Annotated in this window: 16 protein-coding genes; all 16 read left to right on the forward strand. The window is 37.9% G+C overall.

Features of this window, described 5'->3' with window-relative positions; genetic code table 11:
- Entirely contained in the window at positions 1-2,205 is a 2,205-nt protein-coding gene (locus ACR64J_RS03605) for a polysaccharide biosynthesis tyrosine autokinase (protein WP_435950458.1), read from the forward strand.
- A 118-nt stretch (positions 2,206-2,323) separates the two neighbouring features.
- Positions 2,324-3,601: a Vi polysaccharide biosynthesis UDP-N-acetylglucosamine C-6 dehydrogenase TviB gene (gene tviB / locus ACR64J_RS03610; protein ID WP_435950459.1), complete on the forward strand. Its 1,278-nt coding sequence runs from the start codon at positions 2,324-2,326 to the stop codon at positions 3,599-3,601.
- Between the two features lie 26 nt (positions 3,602-3,627).
- Positions 3,628-4,656: an NAD-dependent epimerase/dehydratase family protein gene (locus ACR64J_RS03615; protein WP_435950460.1), complete on the forward strand. Its 1,029-nt coding sequence runs from the start codon at positions 3,628-3,630 to the stop codon at positions 4,654-4,656.
- Positions 4,657-4,674: 18 nt separating this feature from the next.
- Positions 4,675-6,474, forward strand: a complete 1,800-nt coding sequence (locus tag ACR64J_RS03620) for an ABC transporter ATP-binding protein (RefSeq protein WP_435950461.1) — start codon at positions 4,675-4,677, stop codon at positions 6,472-6,474.
- Between the two features lie 41 nt (positions 6,475-6,515).
- Complete coding sequence (gene rfbB, locus ACR64J_RS03625; RefSeq protein ID WP_435950462.1) at positions 6,516-7,574, forward strand: dTDP-glucose 4,6-dehydratase; 1,059 nt, start codon at positions 6,516-6,518, stop codon at positions 7,572-7,574.
- A 14-nt stretch (positions 7,575-7,588) separates the two neighbouring features.
- The gene (gene rfbA / locus ACR64J_RS03630; RefSeq protein WP_435951018.1) at positions 7,589-8,464 is read left to right on the forward strand and encodes a glucose-1-phosphate thymidylyltransferase RfbA; all 876 of its coding nucleotides are present in this window, start codon (positions 7,589-7,591) and stop codon (positions 8,462-8,464) included.
- Positions 8,464-8,865 (forward strand): sugar 3,4-ketoisomerase, encoded by a 402-nt coding sequence (locus tag ACR64J_RS03635; protein WP_435950463.1) that lies wholly within the window; start codon positions 8,464-8,466, stop codon positions 8,863-8,865. The genes rfbA and ACR64J_RS03635 overlap by 1 nt, the downstream gene beginning before the upstream one ends.
- Before the next feature lies 1 nt (position 8,866).
- The gene (locus tag ACR64J_RS03640; protein ID WP_435950464.1) at positions 8,867-9,403 is read left to right on the forward strand and encodes a GNAT family N-acetyltransferase; all 537 of its coding nucleotides are present in this window, start codon (positions 8,867-8,869) and stop codon (positions 9,401-9,403) included.
- Positions 9,404-9,448: 45 nt separating this feature from the next.
- Positions 9,449-10,558, forward strand: coding sequence for a DegT/DnrJ/EryC1/StrS family aminotransferase (locus ACR64J_RS03645; protein ID WP_435950465.1), 1,110 nt, complete (start codon positions 9,449-9,451; stop codon positions 10,556-10,558).
- A gap of 104 nt (positions 10,559-10,662) precedes the next feature.
- A complete protein-coding gene (locus ACR64J_RS03650; protein WP_435950466.1) occupies positions 10,663-11,595 on the forward strand; it encodes a glycosyltransferase in 933 nt (310 codons plus the stop codon).
- Positions 11,596-11,824: 229 nt separating this feature from the next.
- Complete coding sequence (locus ACR64J_RS03655; protein WP_435950467.1) at positions 11,825-12,952, forward strand: polysaccharide pyruvyl transferase family protein; 1,128 nt, start codon at positions 11,825-11,827, stop codon at positions 12,950-12,952.
- A gap of 1 nt (position 12,953) precedes the next feature.
- Positions 12,954-13,805, forward strand: a complete 852-nt coding sequence (locus ACR64J_RS03660) for a glycosyltransferase family 2 protein (protein ID WP_435950468.1) — start codon at positions 12,954-12,956, stop codon at positions 13,803-13,805.
- A gap of 21 nt (positions 13,806-13,826) precedes the next feature.
- Entirely contained in the window at positions 13,827-14,993 is a 1,167-nt protein-coding gene (locus ACR64J_RS03665) for a glycosyltransferase (RefSeq protein ID WP_435950469.1), read from the forward strand.
- 74 nt (positions 14,994-15,067) lie between these two features.
- Positions 15,068-16,198: a glycosyltransferase gene (locus ACR64J_RS03670; RefSeq protein ID WP_435950471.1), complete on the forward strand. Its 1,131-nt coding sequence runs from the start codon at positions 15,068-15,070 to the stop codon at positions 16,196-16,198.
- A gap of 2 nt (positions 16,199-16,200) precedes the next feature.
- Positions 16,201-18,156, forward strand: coding sequence for an asparagine synthase (glutamine-hydrolyzing) (gene asnB / locus ACR64J_RS03675; RefSeq protein ID WP_435950472.1), 1,956 nt, complete (start codon positions 16,201-16,203; stop codon positions 18,154-18,156).
- Between the two features lie 27 nt (positions 18,157-18,183).
- Complete coding sequence (locus ACR64J_RS03680) at positions 18,184-19,368, forward strand: hypothetical protein (protein WP_435950473.1); 1,185 nt, start codon at positions 18,184-18,186, stop codon at positions 19,366-19,368.
- Positions 19,369-19,411 lie beyond the last annotated feature (43 nt).

Consider the following 19,411-nt stretch of genomic DNA (forward strand, 5'->3'; position numbering starts at 1 on the left):
ATGACTTCAGACTCAAAAAACCTATCAAAATCTACTTCAGAATCTAATAATGACGTAGATCTGCTAGCGCTCGTATTTTCTATACTACGCGGCTGGAAGACCATATTGTTTTTTGCATTATTAGGTTTGCTGATAGGCGTTCTGTACAGTCGCTATGAGACGACAACCTTTAAGTCTGATGCTTTAATACAGATTGAAGCCACATCTGGAGGCGTCTCAGCGCTTGGTTCAAGCATTTCAGAGTTGGTACCACCTGAAGCAAGTCCTGCTGAAACAGAAGCGCAACTGATAAAATCGCGCATGGTGTTAAAGCCTGTTGTTGATTTTCTTAATTTATCTATACGTTTGAGTGATCCCACGGTAAGTGCAATCGACAAAATCCGAACCAATCGAAGTTATACTCAGGAAAACTTACCTGAAAGTGTGCTATTAGCCACTAGTGATGGTACCGCACAAATCAGTCAGTTTGATGTCTCAGAGGATTATCTTGATAAGTCTTTTACCCTAGTTAGATCAGGCACTGGATTTACTTTAACCAATGAGCTCGATACCTTTAAGGGTCAGTTAAATACCTCTCATCGTTTCAACGGTACTCGCGGCTTCATAGAGATAAATGTCAGTGATTTGCCTGTTGGCGATCATCCTATTAACATTAGCAAGCAGTCCCTTCAAAACACTACGGATGGGATAAACGGCGCTCTAACAGTATCTGAAGTTGGAGCTAACACAGGTATCCTTCAGTTGTCTATGATAGGTCCTAATCAAGATCAGATCAGCCGGGTGCTAAGACAAATTATTCTATCTTATATGGATCAAAACAGCTCTCGCGGTTCAGAAGAAACCACTAGAACCATAAAGTTTATGGAAACTCAAATTCCAGATCTCAAACAAAAACTTGAGGATTCTGAAGCGACATTTAATACCTTTCGTACAGAGAATAGCACCATTGATATTGGACAAGAAGCAAGCATACTGCTCGCAGAAAATGCTCGAATTGATAGTCAACTGAGCGAGTTAAGACTCAAAAAAGCAGATTTATCTACTTACTACACTGAAGAGCATCCACTAGTCATTCAGATTGATGATCAAATAGCAGAGCTGCAAAGTAGAGTGCAGAGCGTCAATACTAGAATAGAGGACTTGCCTGAGATTCAAAGAGAGTTTTTGCAACTTTCAGAAGACGTCAGTATTAATCGGGAGATTTACTTAAACCTACTCAAAAACTATCAGCAGCTTAAGATAGTTAGAGCAGGCCAAGTTGGGTTTGCACGTATTATTGATCTACCTATTAACACCTATCGTGCTATTGCCCCTAAGCAATCTTTAATCATATTTATAGCGGCGTTAACAGGATTATTGCTTGGCATTATGGCTGTAATACTGAAAAATATGCTACGAAACGTTGTCAAAGATCCCGAGCGCCTTGAATCAAGAACGGGCGTACCAGTCGTTGCAACTGTTCCGCGCTCACCGTTACTGACTCGATTAAACAAAGGCAGTAAGTCGCCTAGCCGTCTGTTAGTACATACAGATAGCAATAGCTTGAGCTACGAAGCTATTAAGAGTCTAAGAACGAGCCTAATGTTTGGTATGCCAAAAGAGGGTAGAGCAGGTCAGCGTGCAAAGGTAATCTTGATCACGGGTGAGAGTCCTGGGGTGGGTAAGTCCTTTATTTCATCTAACTTGTCTGAGGTGTTCGCACAACTGAATAAAAAGGTATTGATCATCGATGCAGACATGCGCTTGGGCGAGCTGCACAAAGCATTCAATATGAGTCAAGACAATGGCCTCGCTGATTACTTCCAGCAAGACGGTCATGCACTAGTGGATATCGTCCATCCTACAACATTGGACAATGTAGACTTTATACCCAGAGGTAAGCAGCCCCATAATCCTGCTTCGCTACTATCTAGTGATAAATTCAGCGCACTAATGACGGAGCTTAATGCACACTATGACTATATTGTTATAGACTCGCCGCCAGTACTAGCAGCGTCAGACGCCATGATCATATCGCAATACGCGGATAAAGTGCTGATGGTCACTAGATACGATAAGTCTATAGAGGGGCAGTTGGTCTACGCCGTCAAACAAATGAATAAAGCCAATGTTCAAGTCGATGGTATCGTCCTCAATGATGTCAAACAAGGTCTGACCAGCAAATATAGTTATCATTACAACTATGCTTACGGCAATAATAACTAACGCTTAGCAAACAAGCATTCGCCATGAAATAAATCAAAATTCAATCTATACTCATATTAGCTGAGTATGCGTTGATGTCTTATTATTTATACTCTATAAAATTAGCTCAAGGAAAGTTATGTTCGATACCAATAATATTAAAATAGCAGTGATCGGTCTTGGTTATGTTGGTTTGCCATTAGCTGTTGAATTTGGTAAGCAGCATTCGGTGATTGGCTTCGACATCAATGCAAGTCGTATTGCATCATTACAGGCAGGGACAGATCATACATTAGAGGTTAATGAAGAAGAACTCTCTCAAGCAACACATCTAAGCTATAGCTCGGACATTCAAGAACTCAGAGATTGCAATTTCTTTATCGTGACGGTACCGACTCCTATCGATGACCATAAACAACCAGATCTCACACCTTTGATCAAAGCATCAGAGGCTATAGGTGGTTTGCTTAAGTCTGACGATATCGTAATCTATGAGTCAACGGTCTATCCTGGCGCAACCGAAGAGGTCTGTATACCTGTACTAGAAAAAGTATCAGGACTGACATTCAATCAGGACTTTTATGCAGGCTATAGTCCAGAGCGTATCAACCCAGGTGATAAAGAACATCGAGTGACCAATATCCTCAAGGTAACCGCAGGCTCGACGCCACAAGTTGCTGACTTCGTCGATGAGGTATATAACTTAATTATTACCGCAGGTACACATAAAGCACCCAGTATCAAAGTAGCAGAAGCTGCCAAGGTGATTGAAAACACCCAAAGAGATGTCAATATTGCATTAATCAATGAGCTAGCGGTTATCTTTAATAAGATGAATATCGATACCGAGGCGGTACTGACTGCCGCAGGTACGAAATGGAACTTTTTACCCTTTCGCCCAGGTCTAGTAGGTGGTCACTGTATCGGTGTTGACCCTTATTACCTCACTCATAAGGCGCAAGCTATCGGCTATAATCCTGAGATTATACTAGCAGGTCGTCGTCTGAACGATAGTATGGGCGAGTACGTCGTCACGCAACTGGTCAAGACTATGATCAAAAAGCGCATTCAGGTCGAAGGCGCAAGAGTACTCATACTAGGACTAAGTTTTAAAGAGAACTGTCCTGATGTACGTAACACCAAAGTGATCGATATCGTCCATGAGCTAGAAGAGTACAATATCGAAGTGGATGTCTATGATCCGTGGATAGACAGCAGCGAGGCTGAGCGCGAATATAATATTACCCCAGTCAAGACGCCTTCAGCCAACCATTATGACGGTATCATCCTCGCAGTCGCTCATAGTGAGTTCGTCGATATGGGTATTGATGAAATCAGAAACTTTGGCAAAGACAGTCATGTCCTCTATGATCTAAAGTACGTCTTCAATAAAGATAAAACTGATATACGTCTATAAATACTTAAAGCAATACGGAAAATACTATGACAACGACTACGTATGAGACAGTTAAAGAACGACTAGTAAGTGAACCCAAGACTTGGCTTATCACTGGTGTAGCAGGATTTATCGGCTCAAATTTGCTTGAGACGCTATTACTGTTAAATCAAAGGGTCGTCGGTTTAGACAACTTCGCCACGGGATTTCAGCACAATTTGGACGAAGTACAGTCTGTCGTTAGTAGCGATCAGTGGGCACAATTTAACTTTATAGAAGGCGATATCCGCCATTTAGAGGACTGCCAAGCAGCTTGTAAAGATGTCGATTATGTGTTGCATCAAGCTGCACTGGGCTCGGTGCCACGCTCTATCGCTGACCCTATCGCGACGAATGATACCAATATCTCTGGTTTCTTGAATATGCTGGTTGCTGCCCGTGATGCCGAAGTTGCTAGCTTCACTTATGCTGCTAGTAGCTCAACCTATGGTGATCATCCTGCGCTACCTAAGGTGGAGGATGCTATTGGCAACCCGTTATCACCCTATGCGGTGACTAAATACGTCAATGAGCTATATGCCGACGTGTTCGCTCGTACTTATGGCTTTAATACTATTGGTCTGCGTTATTTTAATATTTTTGGTAAGCGTCAAACGCCAGATGGGGCCTATGCAGCCGTTATTCCCAAGTGGACGGCTGCTATTATTCAAGGTGATGAGGTCTATATTAATGGTGACGGCGATACCAGCCGCGACTTCAACTTTATCGAAAACGCAGTACAAGCGAATATATTAGCTGCGACAGCCAATGATAAAGCTAAGAATGAGGTCTATAATGTCGCAGTCGGTGGTCGTACCACACTTAATACTCTATATGCTGCGCTAAAAGAGAACTTAGCTAATAATGGCGTAGAGTATACCCAAGAGGCTGTATACAGAGACTTCAGAGAGGGCGATGTGCGCCATAGTCAGGCTGATATTAGTAAAATACAGAATGCATTAGGCTATGCGCCGCAGTTCGATATTATTCAGGGTATTGAAAAAGCGATGCCTTGGTATGTGCAGTTTTTACGTTAATTTTCAAGTAGATTATATATGTTCAAAGTCATTAGGCAGCTTTTCTCGCTACTCTCACCTAAACAAGTTAAACAGTTTTATACACTGCAAGTATTAGTCGTTGTCATGGCTTTTACTGAGTTATTAGGTATTGCTTCTATAGCGCCATTTATGGCTTTAGTTGGTGATATTAGCTTACTAGAAGGCACTGGCTTTTTTGCTAGATTATATCAAATGAGTGGTTTAACAGATCCAATGGATTTTTTATTCTATGCAGGCATACTGGTTCTTGTGTCTCTAACTATATCTACCGTAGTTTCTATGTATACCACTTGGAAACTATCTTTATATGGTGCCACTATAGGTACCGAAATTGCTGATCGCCTTTATACTTACTACATGCAAGAGGACTGGCAGTTTCATGCTAATGGTAGTAGTGCTCAATTGACCAAGCAAGTATCTACAGAAGCAATGCGAATTACTAACGGTATAGTTCAACCACTTATGCGCATGAATGCAAAAGTAGTCCTATCATTTATAATATCTGTAAGTATCATAATTTATAATCCTATTGTAGCTATTGTTGGACTGGTCATCTTTCTTCTAGCTTACCTATCACTATACAAAATTGTTCGTAAAACGTTGGTTATTAATGGTCAAAGACTTTCACAAGTGTCGACAGAGCGCTTTAGGTTGATGAATGAAGGTTTTGGTGGTATCAAAGATGTAATATTGCTTGATCGTAGCTATGACTTTACTAATCGTTTTCAAGAAAGTGGAAAAATTTTTTCTCGAGCTAGTGGTGTAAACATAGCACTTAGTAGTGTACCGCGCTACTTTATGGAGCTCATAGCTTTTGGTTCTATGATTGGATTAGTATTACTTCTAATAAAAATGCATCAAGGTAATTTAGGTGTAGTACTACCGATTCTAGCAGTTTATGCTTTAGCGGCATTTAAATTACTGCCAGCTTTGCAGCAAATTTATGCAAGCTTAGCTCAAATTAAAGGTAGTATAGCTGCTTTTGACGCGATCAAAGATGATCTGAAACGTTCTTCTAAAAGCGTTAAAAAGAGTGATACGAGAAATTTAATTGCTCCAATAAATTTTCAAGAACAGCTTGTACTTGAAAACATCAGATTTAACTATCCTCAAAAAGAAACAGCAGCAGTAGATGGAATAAATGTGACTATTCCAGCAAATAGTGTTATTGGCTTAGTAGGCACCTCTGGCTCTGGAAAATCCACACTGATAGACATTTTATTAGGATTGCTTACACCACAAAATGGAGAAATATATGTTGATGGTGTTAAAGTCACATCTGAAAATAGACGTAATTGGCAAAATAAACTAGGGTTTGTGCCGCAAAGTATATTCTTAAGTGAAGGAACAATTGCAGAGAACGTTGCTTTTGGTTTGCCAGCGACAAATATTAACTTTGCACAAGTGACTAAAGCTATAGAGCTCTCAAATTTGAATGAATTGATAAGCGAGTTACCTGATGGTTTGGAGACTAGAGTAGGAGAGCGCGGAATCCAATTGTCAGGTGGTCAACGTCAACGTATTGGAATTGCACGAGCACTTTATCATGAAGCCGAAGTGCTAGTATTTGATGAAGCAACTAGCGCGTTAGACGGTATAACTGAAAAAATAGTCATGGACGCTATACATGAGTTCAGTGGTAAAAAGACTATCATTATGATTGCGCATCGCCTCAAGACAGTCCAAAAATGCGACATTATCTATTTAATGAAACAAGGCAATATTATCGATTCTGGTACTTATGAAGAGTTAGTGATTAACAATCCTGAGTTCAAAAAAATGGCTGAACATTCTTAGTATATTGTTTGAGCTTTAGTTTATATGTTACAAGGCATATCATGAAAATACTAATCACAGGCGGGGCAGGCTTTATTGGCTCTGCCGTAATACGCCATATCATAAGCAACACCGATAACGAAGTATTAAATATTGATAAACTGACTTATGCAGGCAACTTAGAGTCTCTAAAAGAGATTGACCAGAGTCCACGGTACGATTTTCGAAAGATCGACATCTGTGACGCTGACGCGGTAAAGCAAGCTTTTGAAGATTTTCAACCAAACTTAGTCATGCATTTAGCCGCCGAATCGCACGTTGATCGTTCAATTGATGGACCAGCAGAGTTTATTACTACTAATATCGTAGGCACCTATACGCTACTAGAAGCTGCACGCCAGTACTGGCAAACTCTTGATGAGGTCAGTAAACCTAAATTTAGGTTCCACCATATCTCAACTGACGAAGTGTATGGTGATCTAGAAGAGACGACTGATCTGTTCACTGAGTCGACTCCTTATGCGCCAAGCTCTCCTTATTCGGCATCTAAAGCCAGCTCAGACCATCTCGTTCGTGCTTGGCAGCGTACTTACGGCTTTCCAACTATAATTACCAATTGTTCAAACAATTACGGGCCTTATCACTTCCCTGAAAAACTCATACCACTAGTTATTCTTAACGCGTTAGACGGTAAGCCATTACCTATCTACGGTAAAGGGGATCAAATTCGAGACTGGCTCTATGTCGAGGATCATGCTCGAGCGTTATACAAGGTAGTGACAGAGGGCAAAGTTGGCGAGACTTACAATATCGGTGGTCATAACGAAAAGCAAAATATTGAAGTGGTTAAAACTATTTGCCAGATATTGGATAAGTTGCAACCTCAAGCCAATGCGCAACCTTACGAGAATTTAATTACTTTTGTTAAAGATAGACCGGGTCATGATTTGCGTTATGCTATCGATGCTAGTAAGATTGCCAGAGATTTAGACTGGACACCATTAGAGACTTTTGAGACTGGTGTTCGCAAAACGGTTGAATGGTATTTAGAGAATTTAGAATGGTGTCGCCGTGTACAAGACGGTAGCTATCAACGTGAGAGATTAGGAGCAGCTATATAATGCAAACGACTATGATGAATACTAAAGGTATTATCTTAGCGGGTGGTTCAGGCACACGTCTATACCCCATCACTAAGGGCGTCTCAAAACAGCTGCTGCCTATCTATGATAAGCCTATGATCTACTATCCATTATCAGTACTGATGCTCGCTGGTATCCGCGAAGTACTAATCATCAGTACCCCTGATGATATCGATGGATTCAAACGTCTATTGGGTGATGGTAGTGAGCTAGGTATCAATATTAGTTACGCCGTTCAACCCAGCCCTGATGGTCTAGCGCAAGCCTTTATCATTGGTGAAGACTTTATCGGTGATAGTAATGTCTGTTTGGTGCTCGGTGATAATATCTTCTATGGTCAAGGATTTACGCCTCTGCTACAGCAAGCGGTAAATCGTCAAACTGGTGCTACTGTATTTGGTTATCAAGTCAAAGACCCTGAACGCTTTGGGGTAGTTGAGTTCGATGACAATAAGCGCGCTATCTCGATAGAAGAAAAACCTACTAACCCCAAATCGCACTATGCAGTGACAGGTTTATACTTCTATGATAATGACGTTATCCAAATTTCGAAGCAAGTTAATCCCTCTGAACGTGGTGAGGTTGAGATAACCACCGTAAATCAGATATATATGGAGCGTGGTGATCTAAGCGTTGAGCTATTAGGACGTGGATTTGCATGGCTCGATACAGGTACTCATGAAAGCTTGCTAGAAGCCGCTCAGTTCGTAGAGACTATAGAGAAGCGTCAAGGTTATAAAGTGGCTTGTCTAGAAGAGATTGCTTTTAATAATGGTTGGTTAACTAGAGAGCAAGTATTAGTTGCTGGTCAAAACATGAGTAAAAATGCTTATGGTCAGTATCTTATTTCTTTAGTGGAAGAAAAATAATGAGTTTAGCTGAATGGGTAAACTTTCCTTCGCTAGGTGATGAGCGCGGTTCATTGGTTGCACTAGAGGCTAATCAAACAGTTCCTTTCGAAATTAAGCGTGTATATTATATTTTTGCCACTCAACAGGATGTAGCACGCGGCTATCATGCTCATAAGAATCTTAAGCAAGTGGCAATTTGTATCACTGGTAAATGCCGTATGATCATTGATGATGGTAAGGTCAGAGAAGAGGTATGGTTAGACTCACCAACTAAAGGCCTCTTAATAAATGATTTGGTGTGGCGCGAAATGCATGACTTTAGTAAAGACTGCGTTCTTTTAGTGTTAGCTAGCGAGCATTATGACGAGGAAGATTATATCCGTAATTACGATGAATTTATTAAAATAGTAGGAGCTTAAAATGGAGTTTGATCTAGAGGGTCCAACTATCTACATGCGTTTAGTCACTGTAGAGGATGCTGAGTTTATTTGTAGTCTTAGAGACAATGAAAAATTTAACGCTCATTTATCTAAATCTAGCCCTTTCGTTGAAGATCAGCGCCAATGGATATTAGATTATAAACAACGAGAAGCTAGAAATGAAGAATATTACTTTATAATCCATCGCAAATCTGATGACTTGAGAATTGGTACTACACGGCTATATGACTTTAGAGAAAATCCCAAATCATATTGTTGGGGAAGTTGGATATTAAACGATGATAAAACTAAGTACGCTGCTGTAGAGAGTTCGCTTATGATGTATGAAACAGCATTCTATAAGCTAGGTTTTGAGCAAAGTCATTACGATGTAAGAAAGGGTAATATCAAAGTATATGCATTTCACGAGAGAATGGGAGCTCAAAAAGTAGGGGAAGATGATCTTAACTATTATTATATCTTCCCAAAGCAAAATCATGACAAAAATCGAATTGAATATTCCAAATTTATGATTTGACTACTAACAATTTAGATAAAAGTACATACATTGTAAGGTAACAATATGATTCCTTTTCTAGATCTTAAAGCTATCAACGCACAGTATCGTAGTGAACTAGTAGAAGCTTGCACTCGTGTAATAGATTCAGGATGGTACATTTGTGGGTCTGAACTCGACCAGTTTGAAACCAACTTTGCCAAATACTGCGGTACAAAGTATGCTATAGGCGTTGCCAATGGTCTTGATGCGCTTATCCTTACTTTAAGAGCTTGGAAAGAGTTGGGCAAGCTAAAGGAAGGTGACGAAGTTATCGTTCCTTCCAATACTTATATTGCGAGCATATTAGCCATCACAGCTAACAATTTAGAACCTATACTGGTTGAGCCGAACATTAATAGTTTTAATATAGATCCTAACAATATTAAAGACGCTATTACTGATAAGACTAGAGCAATCTTGCCTGTGCACCTATATGGTCAATTAGCTGATATGCCCGCTATAATGCAAATTGCTAAAGATAATAATCTACTGGTACTAGAAGACTCAGCACAAGCGCATGGCGCAAGTTATGATAGTAAAATGGCAGGTAATTGGGGTGATGCATCTGCCTTTAGCTTCTATCCTGGTAAAAATTTAGGCGCTTTAGGCGATGCTGGAGCAATTACTACTAATGATGACGAGCTAGCCAAAACTTTACGTGCTTTGCGTAATTATGGCTCGCATGAAAAATACAAAAATCTATTTTCAGGAGTGAATAGTCGCTTGGATGAGATTCAAGCAGCTATGCTCAACATAAAGTTGCCACACTTGGATGAAGAGGTTATCTGTCGTCGTAAGGTAGCTGAGGCATATCTTGATGGGATAAATAATTCAGCTATTATTTTACCAACTGTAGAAAATGAAAGCTCTCACGTCTGGCATGTGTTTGTAGTTCGTTGCAAGCAGCGGGATAGTCTACAAAATTATTTAGCTAATAATGGAGTACAAACTTTAATACATTATCCTATTCCTCCACATAAACAGCAAGCCTACCATGAGTGGAATGATCAGAGTTATCCTATATCAGAAAAAATTCACGCAGAAGTTTTGAGTCTGCCAATTGGACCAACACTCTCTATGAGCGATGTAAAGAAAATTATTCGTATAGTCAATAATTTTGATTTCAATGTATAAATACTAAACAGCTAATACATTTTATTTGATAAAAGTAACTTATGTGTTCCTAGTAGTTTAATACAAACTAATTTAGTTTACATAGTAATAAGAAAGAGTCAATTATGAATCCCTTAGTAACGTTTATCTTACTAGCTTACAATCAAGAGAAGTTTATAGAGAGTGCTATCAATGGGCTGCTAGAACAAGACTACGATAATATTGAGTTTATTATATCTGATGATTGTTCACCTGATGATACCTATGAAAAAATATGCGCGATTACTAAAAAGTATTTACCAAGAAAAAATATAATATTAAATAGAAACGAAGAAAACTTGGGTTTAGTTAGGCATTTCAATAAACTAATAAATATGTCTAATGGAGATATAATAGTTCTAGCAGCTGGTGATGATATATCTTTAAAAAGTAGAGTTTCAAATACAGTTAATATATTTTCTAAAAATCCAGATGTCATGTTTTTATCGTTTAATGACAATATAATTGACGCTGAAGGTAAATTAGTAAGTTCTGGTAGCAGAGTAGACTATGATGGTGTAAGAAAGTTTGATTTAGATGATTTTATTTCAGGAAAAAAGATACCTTTTAGTGGTGCCTCAAGAGCATTTAGAAGAGAAGTATATGATACATTTGGCGATTTAAATCCTAGTAGTATTACGGAGGATACTCCATATATTATACGAGGACTTATATTAGGACAAACAGCAATATCTTCTGACGTGGAAATCTACTATAGGAAGCATGATAATAATTTATCTAGAGCTTCTTCATTAGCTAAAATGGACATTGACTGTATATCGCAACAGTATATTATTGACTGTAATATAGCCAGAGACAGAGATTTAATTTCAAAAAATAGGCAGAAAAAACTGAGTAAATGGATAGAGGTGAATAGAGACAGGAGAAAGATTCTCAATGGTCTTACTTTATCTAAATCAAAGATAAACTACTTTTTTAGAAAAATAGCACCTCTTTCAAGTATTAGCTCAAGAAGAAAGATATCGATTTTGAAAAAAATCATTCTCGATAAAGTATGACAGAGGTTTTTTAAATTTTCTCCACTATGAAAAATATTAAGGTAGAATTTGGAGTTTATATTTTAATTGTATGTAGTAAAAATAAAATATAAAGTGAAAAATACCTGTAGAGTACTTAGAAACTAGTCAATGAAATAATACTGTATATTTTAGAAAGTGTTAGCTCAAATAGCAATCTAAAAGATTAGTAAGATTTATACAAATTATATACAAACAAGGCCTCACTGAAATGCATACGTTTTTACTTAAATCTGATATTTTATTTACAGGTTATTACGGTCAATTAAATACAGGTGATGACGCTTTTCTTGAAGTATCATCTTGGGGAGCGGAAAAATACTGGAATAAGACTAGAAATATATTCTTATCTAGAAAGAAAGGTCTTCCAGTATTATGTAAAGGTATAAAAGGTTATCCAGTGACTTTCCCCAAAACTTATCATTTACAAGATAGATTGCTTCTCGCTACGACTGATTATCTGATTTCAGCTGGTGGCTCAACTATGAGTAAAGAGCTACATTCTAATAGTATTAAGAGTATTGCCGTTAAACGAAAAAAAAACGGTTCTAATATAAAGATCGGAGGCATCGGAGTTTCAATTGGTCCGTTTAATACAACAAAAGACGAAAAATCTACAGTAGAGTATTTAAAAAATATAGATTTTTTAGCTGTTAGAGATCAATCCTCTTATGATTATGTGTCAAGTCTAAATCTACCCTATGATCCAGTAAACGCTTTTGACTTAGCAGCTCTACTTCCTAAAATTTATGGTGTTAAAAAAATAAAACCATTATCAAATGACAAAAAAGTCATAGGTGTAAGTCTTTGCCCTTTTGAAAGCATAGTCAATAGTAGCAAGATTCAGAATGAGTACGATAGAAATAATAAGACTGTTGAATTATTGAAATCCTTAGACGATAAAGAAAACATACACTTTAAGTTTTTTATTATCAATGGGCACTCAATTGTTGGAGATACTCAATTGACTTATGAAATAATAAATAGAGCTTCTCCCAAAAGTTATGAAATTGTAAGTTACAACAGACAGACACGAGTAATTTGGAATGAGGTGGCTTCTTGTGATTTCATAGTATCGACTCGCTTACATGCTGCCATATTCGCATGTTTTTCAAGTGTTCCCTTTATTTTAAATGAGTACCATCGTAAATGTGGAGATTTTTTAGACAATATCGAGTACGATGAAAGTTTGAGATTATTTGATAATCAATATGAACCTGTAGAAAAAGCTGAAAAAATTATAAGCATATTGAATAATCTCAATAATTATAATTATCCAAAAAAAATTGAACAAATGATAGATCAATCCGAACTTAATTTTACAGGTGTTGCAATTTAACATGTTTTCAATAGTTATTCCTTTATATAATAAAGGACTTAGTATTACTGATACTATAAATTCTGTACTCAACCAAACGTACCAAGATTTTGAAGTACTGATAATAAACGATGGTTCAACGGATAGTAGTGTCGATGCTGTTAGCAGGATCAATGATACTAGAATCCGTCTGATCAATCAAAGCAATCAAGGCGTTTCTGCTGCTCGTAATCGCGGAATTACAGAGGCAAATAATGACTGGATCGCTTTTCTTGATGGAGATGACTTATGGAAAAAAAACCATCTTGAAGAAATCGTAAGAATGATGGAAACTTTCCCCAATGAAAGAGTATATGTTACATCTTTTGAATATTCTGATAATAGAAAAATGTTTATACATCCACGTTCAAAGCCTATTTTTAAAGTTAAAAATTACTTTAATGAAGCTTTAAAAGAAGAGCTAATATGTACGATTATAGTTGCTATTCATAAGAGCTGTTTTGAGGAAGTCGGCTGCTTTAGTACAGCCTTAAATCGAGGCGAAGATACAGATCTGTGGATAAGATTATCTAGTAACTTCGACATAATTAAAAGCTCCGTGATAACTGCGACGTACAGAGTAGAGGCTGAGAATAGAACTAGATTAAGTAAGAACTTGGACAGTACGTATGTATATCATTTGAATTTAGAAAGTGTAAAAAATTCTGATAAGAGAAAATATTTTGAAAATATGATAACTAATAGGTTGTATCAGTATAGCCGCTCGAAAGATTTTAAAAACTTTTTCAAATTAAAGAAAAAATACCCAACTGTAACCTACGCTGATTTTGTTAAATATACTATCAAGCATATCTCTAAAAGAATACTAAAATAGATGCTTAAAAGAGAGGTTTTAATGAAGAAAGCACTACTTATGAATGTCTTGTATAAACCTAATATAGGTGGGGTTGAAAATTCAATCTCTGAAATAGCAAAAGAGCTGATGAATAATGGTTACAAAGTTGATATTCTATGTAGTAATAGGAACAACGAAAATAAAAAGCATTTAGAGCACTCAACTATAATCAATGGTGCTAATGTTTATCGTTATAATAATCACTTTGACAAATTCTCTTTTATTAAAAATATTTTAGAGTCCAAAAATTTAATAAAAAATCTAAAGGAAAGTGAAGAGTATTCACTGATAATCTCTAGAAGTTACTTTTTAGTAATTTCAAGTGTGTTGGCTGGTCTAAAAGACATCAACTATATACCTCCTGAAGTTAGTTACTATTCTAATAAAGGTACAAAATCTGTAGTTTCACCAAAACAATTTATTGCTGTTAACGCGAAACTTTTCTTACAGTGGTTTGCTTTGATGACTTCAAAAAATGTTTTTGTTTTTTCACAAAGTATGTTTAATCAGGTGAAGGGCTTTAGCTTAGGGAAAGTATTGCCGTCTATCGTTAATCCAGGTATTAATTTAGAAAGATTTTCTATGGCGACACTAACAGAAAAGGAAAAGTTAAAAGAGATTTATAACATCCCAAAAGATAAGAAAGCAATATTAGCATTAGGACGGTTTAGCGAGATAAAGCAGTTTGATATTGCTATAAAATCTATGGCGATCTTATCTGACGAATATTTTTTAGTCTTAGTAGGATCAGGGCCTGAACTAAAACACTATCAGAGTATAATTACTAGTAATAATCTTCAACATAAAGTTAAAATATTTGATGCAACAAGCAGTCCTGAGGAATTTTACAAACTAGCCGATGCTTTTCTAATGACTTCACGCTATGAATCGTTTGGTCAGACTATACTAGAAGCATGTGTCTCAGGTTTACAAATTATATCATTTAACCGTAAATCTGGTGTAAATACAAATATTGAATCTATGCTTAAAAATTGTAAAGGTGTTTATTTTGTTGAAGAACAGTCTAGTGCTGCTTTAGCAAAAGTTATCGAGAAGTCCCTTGAAAACAATCTAGGCCTACAATCCATTTTTTCTCATAATCAAAAACTACTGGAGAGTAGATATTCATGGAGTAGGTTTGTTTCTACCATTGAAGGTAGACAGTGATATAGCCATCGTCATAATTATGGCTTCACTCGCATCATTACCCATGTTTTGTAAAAAGAATTAAGGCGAAATAATTGAAAATTTTGATGGTAATAACTAGCCTAGGCATTGGTGGAGCAGAAAAGGTAGTCACTAGTTTAGCGGATCAACTAGTTGGTCTAGGACATGAAGTCATTATTGCCTACTTAACTGGAGAAGCTTTGATTACTCCTAAGCAAGACTCTATTAAATTAATAAACCTAAACATCGACTCAGCTCGTGGTTTGATTAATGGTAGTATAAAGCTACGTAAGCTCATCAAAGACTTTAAACCTGACGTAGTACATAGCCACTTGGTGCATGCTAATATACTTTGTCGCATGCTGCGTCCTACTACTACGATACCTAAACTGATAAGTAGTGCGCATAATACTAACGAAGAAGGACGTTTTAGAATGTCAGCTTATCGTCTAACAGATAAGTTTACTGACATCTCTACCAATGTCAGTGAGGAAGCAGTAGAGGCTTTTGTAGAACAAAACGCAGTTCAACCAGGAAGAATGCTGACTGTACATAATGGTATCTCTACTATCGAGTTTAATTATTCTGATAAGAACAGAACTAAAGTACGTGATGAATTAGACGTCGTTAATACCGATCAGTTAATTGTAGCAGTTGGTAGGCTTAACGAGCCGAAAGACTATCCTAATTTATTATCTGCAATAAAAGTTCTGTCTAAAAAGCATCAAAATATAACCCTTGCTATAGCGGGAGATGGACCTCACTTGCAAGCTTTGCAAAGGCAGACAATTAAATTGGGTCTAAATAATAAAGTTCGATTTCTTGGCATCAGGAAGGATATACCCTCTTTAATGTCAGCTGCTGATGTTTTTGTACTACCTTCAGCTTGGGAAGGTTTTGGATTAGTAGTAGCTGAAGCTATGGCTTGCGAGAGAGTTGTCGTTGCAACTGACTGTGGTGGTGTAAGAGAAGTAGTAGGGGACGCAGGGTTTTTAGTGCCGCCCAGAGACTCTTTAAAACTTGCTAATGCTCTAGAAGAAGCGCTAGAACTTGATAGTGAGGAGCGTCTTCGGTTGGGTAAAGAGGCGCGAAACAGAGTGTTAGAGCACTACTCTTTAGCTGCTGCTACGCAAAAGTGGTTGCACTTATATTCAGCACCTATTAATGATCTAGACACTTCTTTTTTCAGTAGTACTCAGAGGTAGGTATGTGCGGATTAAACGGTTTTTTTAGTGCACAAGCTAATAGCTACGATACTGCTGCTATAAAGGAGATGAATGCCGCACTTCATCATCGTGGTCCAGATGCTGAGGGTAGTTGGCAAGATGATAGACTAGGTCTAGTACTGGGTCACAGGCGTCTGGCTATTCAAGATTTGTCACCGGCTGGTGCACAGCCTATGCATTCTGTATGCGGCCAGTATGTACTGGTATTTAATGGCGAGATATATAATCATTTAGAATTAAGACAACAACTTGGAGAGAAAGGGATAATTGTGGATTGGCACGGTCACTCAGATACTGAGACTATATTGGCTTGTTTTGCTAATTGGGGTATAGAGAAGACCCTAAATTCTATGATCGGTATGTTTGCAATAGCCTTATGGGATCGTCTAGATCAGGTTCTAACGCTAGCCAGAGATCGAATGGGCGAGAAGCCTCTGTATTGGGGCTGGCAGAATGATAGCCTGTATTTTAGCTCTGAGCTAAAGGGATTAAAATCCCATCCTAAGTTTCAAGCTGATATCGATCGTGATTCTATTGCTTTGTTACTAAGGCATAATTGTATACCAGCGCCCTATAGTATCTATCAAGGTATTGAGAAATTACAAGCAGGACATTGGATACAACTACCATTATCAGATTTAGATAAGGCAGAGCATATTAAATCACAAGCTTATTGGCGTTTAAACGATGTAGTAGAATCAGGATTATCTAATACCTTTACCGGTAGTCCAGAGCAAGCTGTAGATGCATTAGAATCTACACTGGTGCGAAGTATTAATAGTCAAATGTTATCTGATGTCCCTCTTGGTGCTTTTTTGAGTGGCGGCATAGATAGTAGTGCTGTGGTAGCACTTATGCAGGCACAGAGCTCACGTCCTGTACAGACTTTTACCATAGGTTTCGATGATGTTGGTTACAATGAGGCTAAGCATGCCAAAGCCGTTGCACAGCATTTAGGTACAGATCATACTGAATTGTATGTCCGTCCCGAAGACGCGCAGTCAGTCATTCCTCAGTTGTCATCGATATATTGCGAACCTTTTGCTGATAGCTCGCAAATTCCTACCTTTTTGGTGAGTCAACTAGCACGGCAAAAAGTCACGGTTGCGCTGAGTGGTGATGGTGGAGACGAGCTCTTCGGAGGTTATAACCGCTACCTTATGGCACAGCGAGTTTTGAGCAATAACCGTAAATTACCAAAACCTATTCGTAAATTAATGGCGCAAGGATTACTCACCTTATCTCCTAATCGTTGGGATGCATTGTTTGATACACTTGCTCCAGTTATACCTAGTAAATTACAATTACGCACTCCAGGGGATAAAGCGCATAAATTGGCTGGCGTGTTGAATATTGATAACGAACATGAGTGTTATCATAGATTGACCAGCCATTGGCAAGATCCTGCTAGTGTTGTCATCGGTGCAACAGAGCCTTTGACCCTTATTACTGATAAGAATGCTTGGCCACAGACAGATAGTTTTCAGCACGATATGATGGCCATGGATGCGCAGACTTATATGACTGACGATATACTGGTCAAAGTAGATCGAGCCGCTATGGCCAATAGTTTGGAGACTCGAGTCCCTATGTTAGACCGCCAGGTCATTGAGCTTGCATGGCGTATGCCTTTAGATTACAAAATTCGTAATGGCGAAGGCAAATGGCTGCTCAAACAAGTACTGTTCCGGCATGTACCACAAGCACTTATAGAACGACCTAAAATGGGCTTTGGTATTCCCTTATATGATTGGCTAAGGGGTCCGTTACGTGATTGGGCCGAATCGTTGCTTGATGAACATATTTTAAGCCAACAAGGTTACTTTTACCCAGCACCTGTTCGTAAAATGTGGGAAGAGCACTTGAAGGGTACTCGGAACCATCAGGATAATCTTTGGAGTATATTGATGTTTCAGTCTTGGCTTGAAACGCAATAAACAACATCTAAACCATAGAGATAGTGAATGTCAGACTTGAATTGGATTTATACCTATGGTTTTTTAGGGACTAGGCTGTTTGATTTACCTAGTTTTTTTATATGCCTGCTTACAGTGCTAATACTGGGGTATAAATTTAGAATATTACACAAATATCAGGTTATATTAGCCTTGCATTGTTTCTTGCCTTTTGTATTAAATGACGTATTGTTCAATGCTACTTATATGCCAGATCAATTTCGTTATTGGCGCGGTGTGAATGATCTGAGAAGTGGAGAATTAGGCGTCATTGAAGCTTTTAAAAGTAGTGATACCGTTTTAACAGCCAGCGCTCTGTTGGCCTTAATTCCATTTCCAACGCCTGTTTCAATTATTAGTCTAGGGTTTTACAACACTTTTCTTTATATTATTTTGTTTTTTATTCTACAAGTAAAAAAAATATTTACGACTATATCGATATGGTTTTATTTATTGTTTCCTAGTGCTGCTTTATACACGGCCTTGAGCTTAAGAGAAACACTAATATTCTTTTTTATGATCTTGACGATAGTCTATGCTCGCGAGTCTAAAGTTTTTAAAAGTATTATCTGTATTGCACCTTTATACATTATCAAGTTTCAAAACTTTTTTATATTAGGTCCGATAGTCTTATTATATTTTATATTCAATGTTGCCAAAAAAGGTATGGGAGTGGCTAAAGCATTAGTAATTGCCGCTATTGGCTTAGCTGGGCTGTTACTATCTGCACCTGTTGCAATTCCATTAGTGAACTTTTTTAGAGTAGCAATGTTCGTTGAAGATGGTGGCAAGGCAGAGGATATTACTTTAATTACGGGCGCAAGCGACTTTGTATTCCAAGGTCTAACCTCAGCGTTATATTTCTTGTCTAAGCCGTTACCATGGGAAGCTAGTGGCGCGCTACAGCTGATACAGTCCGTTGAGAACTTAGCAGTATTAGGTATATTATTCTTAATTACTCGCCAAGCATGGCGGAAGTTCCCTGATAAGCTTACCTTTTGGTTATTATTTATGGCTTTGGCTATGTCAGTATACGGTCTAGTAGTAGCCAACTACGGCACTGCGGTACGCTATCGCTATCCATTCGTTGTTATTTATGTTTTGTTTGTCTGTGCAGATTGTAGTATCACAAGATTAAGAAGTGATAAAAGAACAAAAAATTATACCCAGCCGATGAGTAAAACCTTAGACTAAATCAGACTGTTTGCTTAATAAACTCCCCTCATCTATCTCTCAA

It is taken from the genome of Psychrobacter sp. DM8 (genome assembly GCF_051307025.1).
GTDB lineage: Bacteria > Pseudomonadota > Gammaproteobacteria > Pseudomonadales > Moraxellaceae > Psychrobacter.

Bases quoted from the DNA above. Each gene is read 5' to 3' on its own strand.
- ACR64J_RS03655 (WP_435950467.1), top strand. From the start codon at position 11,825: ATGCATACGTTTTTACTTAAATCTGATATTTTATTTACAGGTTATTAC.
- ACR64J_RS03645 (WP_435950465.1), top strand. From the start codon at position 9,449: ATGATTCCTTTTCTAGATCTTAAAGCTATCAACGCACAGTATCGTAGT.
- rfbB (WP_435950462.1), top strand. From the start codon at position 6,516: ATGAAAATACTAATCACAGGCGGGGCAGGCTTTATTGGCTCTGCCGTA.
- ACR64J_RS03680 (WP_435950473.1), top strand. From the start codon at position 18,184: ATGTCAGACTTGAATTGGATTTATACCTATGGTTTTTTAGGGACTAGG.
- ACR64J_RS03620 (WP_435950461.1), top strand. From the start codon at position 4,675: ATGTTCAAAGTCATTAGGCAGCTTTTCTCGCTACTCTCACCTAAACAA.
- asnB (WP_435950472.1), top strand. From the start codon at position 16,201: ATGTGCGGATTAAACGGTTTTTTTAGTGCACAAGCTAATAGCTACGAT.
- ACR64J_RS03640 (WP_435950464.1), top strand. From the start codon at position 8,867: ATGGAGTTTGATCTAGAGGGTCCAACTATCTACATGCGTTTAGTCACT.
- ACR64J_RS03665 (WP_435950469.1), top strand. From the start codon at position 13,827: ATGAAGAAAGCACTACTTATGAATGTCTTGTATAAACCTAATATAGGT.
- tviB (WP_435950459.1), top strand. From the start codon at position 2,324: ATGTTCGATACCAATAATATTAAAATAGCAGTGATCGGTCTTGGTTAT.
- ACR64J_RS03615 (WP_435950460.1), top strand. From the start codon at position 3,628: ATGACAACGACTACGTATGAGACAGTTAAAGAACGACTAGTAAGTGAA.
- ACR64J_RS03660 (WP_435950468.1), top strand. From the start codon at position 12,954: ATGTTTTCAATAGTTATTCCTTTATATAATAAAGGACTTAGTATTACT.
- ACR64J_RS03635 (WP_435950463.1), top strand. From the start codon at position 8,464: ATGAGTTTAGCTGAATGGGTAAACTTTCCTTCGCTAGGTGATGAGCGC.
- ACR64J_RS03650 (WP_435950466.1), top strand. From the start codon at position 10,663: ATGAATCCCTTAGTAACGTTTATCTTACTAGCTTACAATCAAGAGAAG.
- ACR64J_RS03605 (WP_435950458.1), top strand. From the start codon at position 1: ATGACTTCAGACTCAAAAAACCTATCAAAATCTACTTCAGAATCTAAT.
- rfbA (WP_435951018.1), top strand. From the start codon at position 7,589: ATGAATACTAAAGGTATTATCTTAGCGGGTGGTTCAGGCACACGTCTA.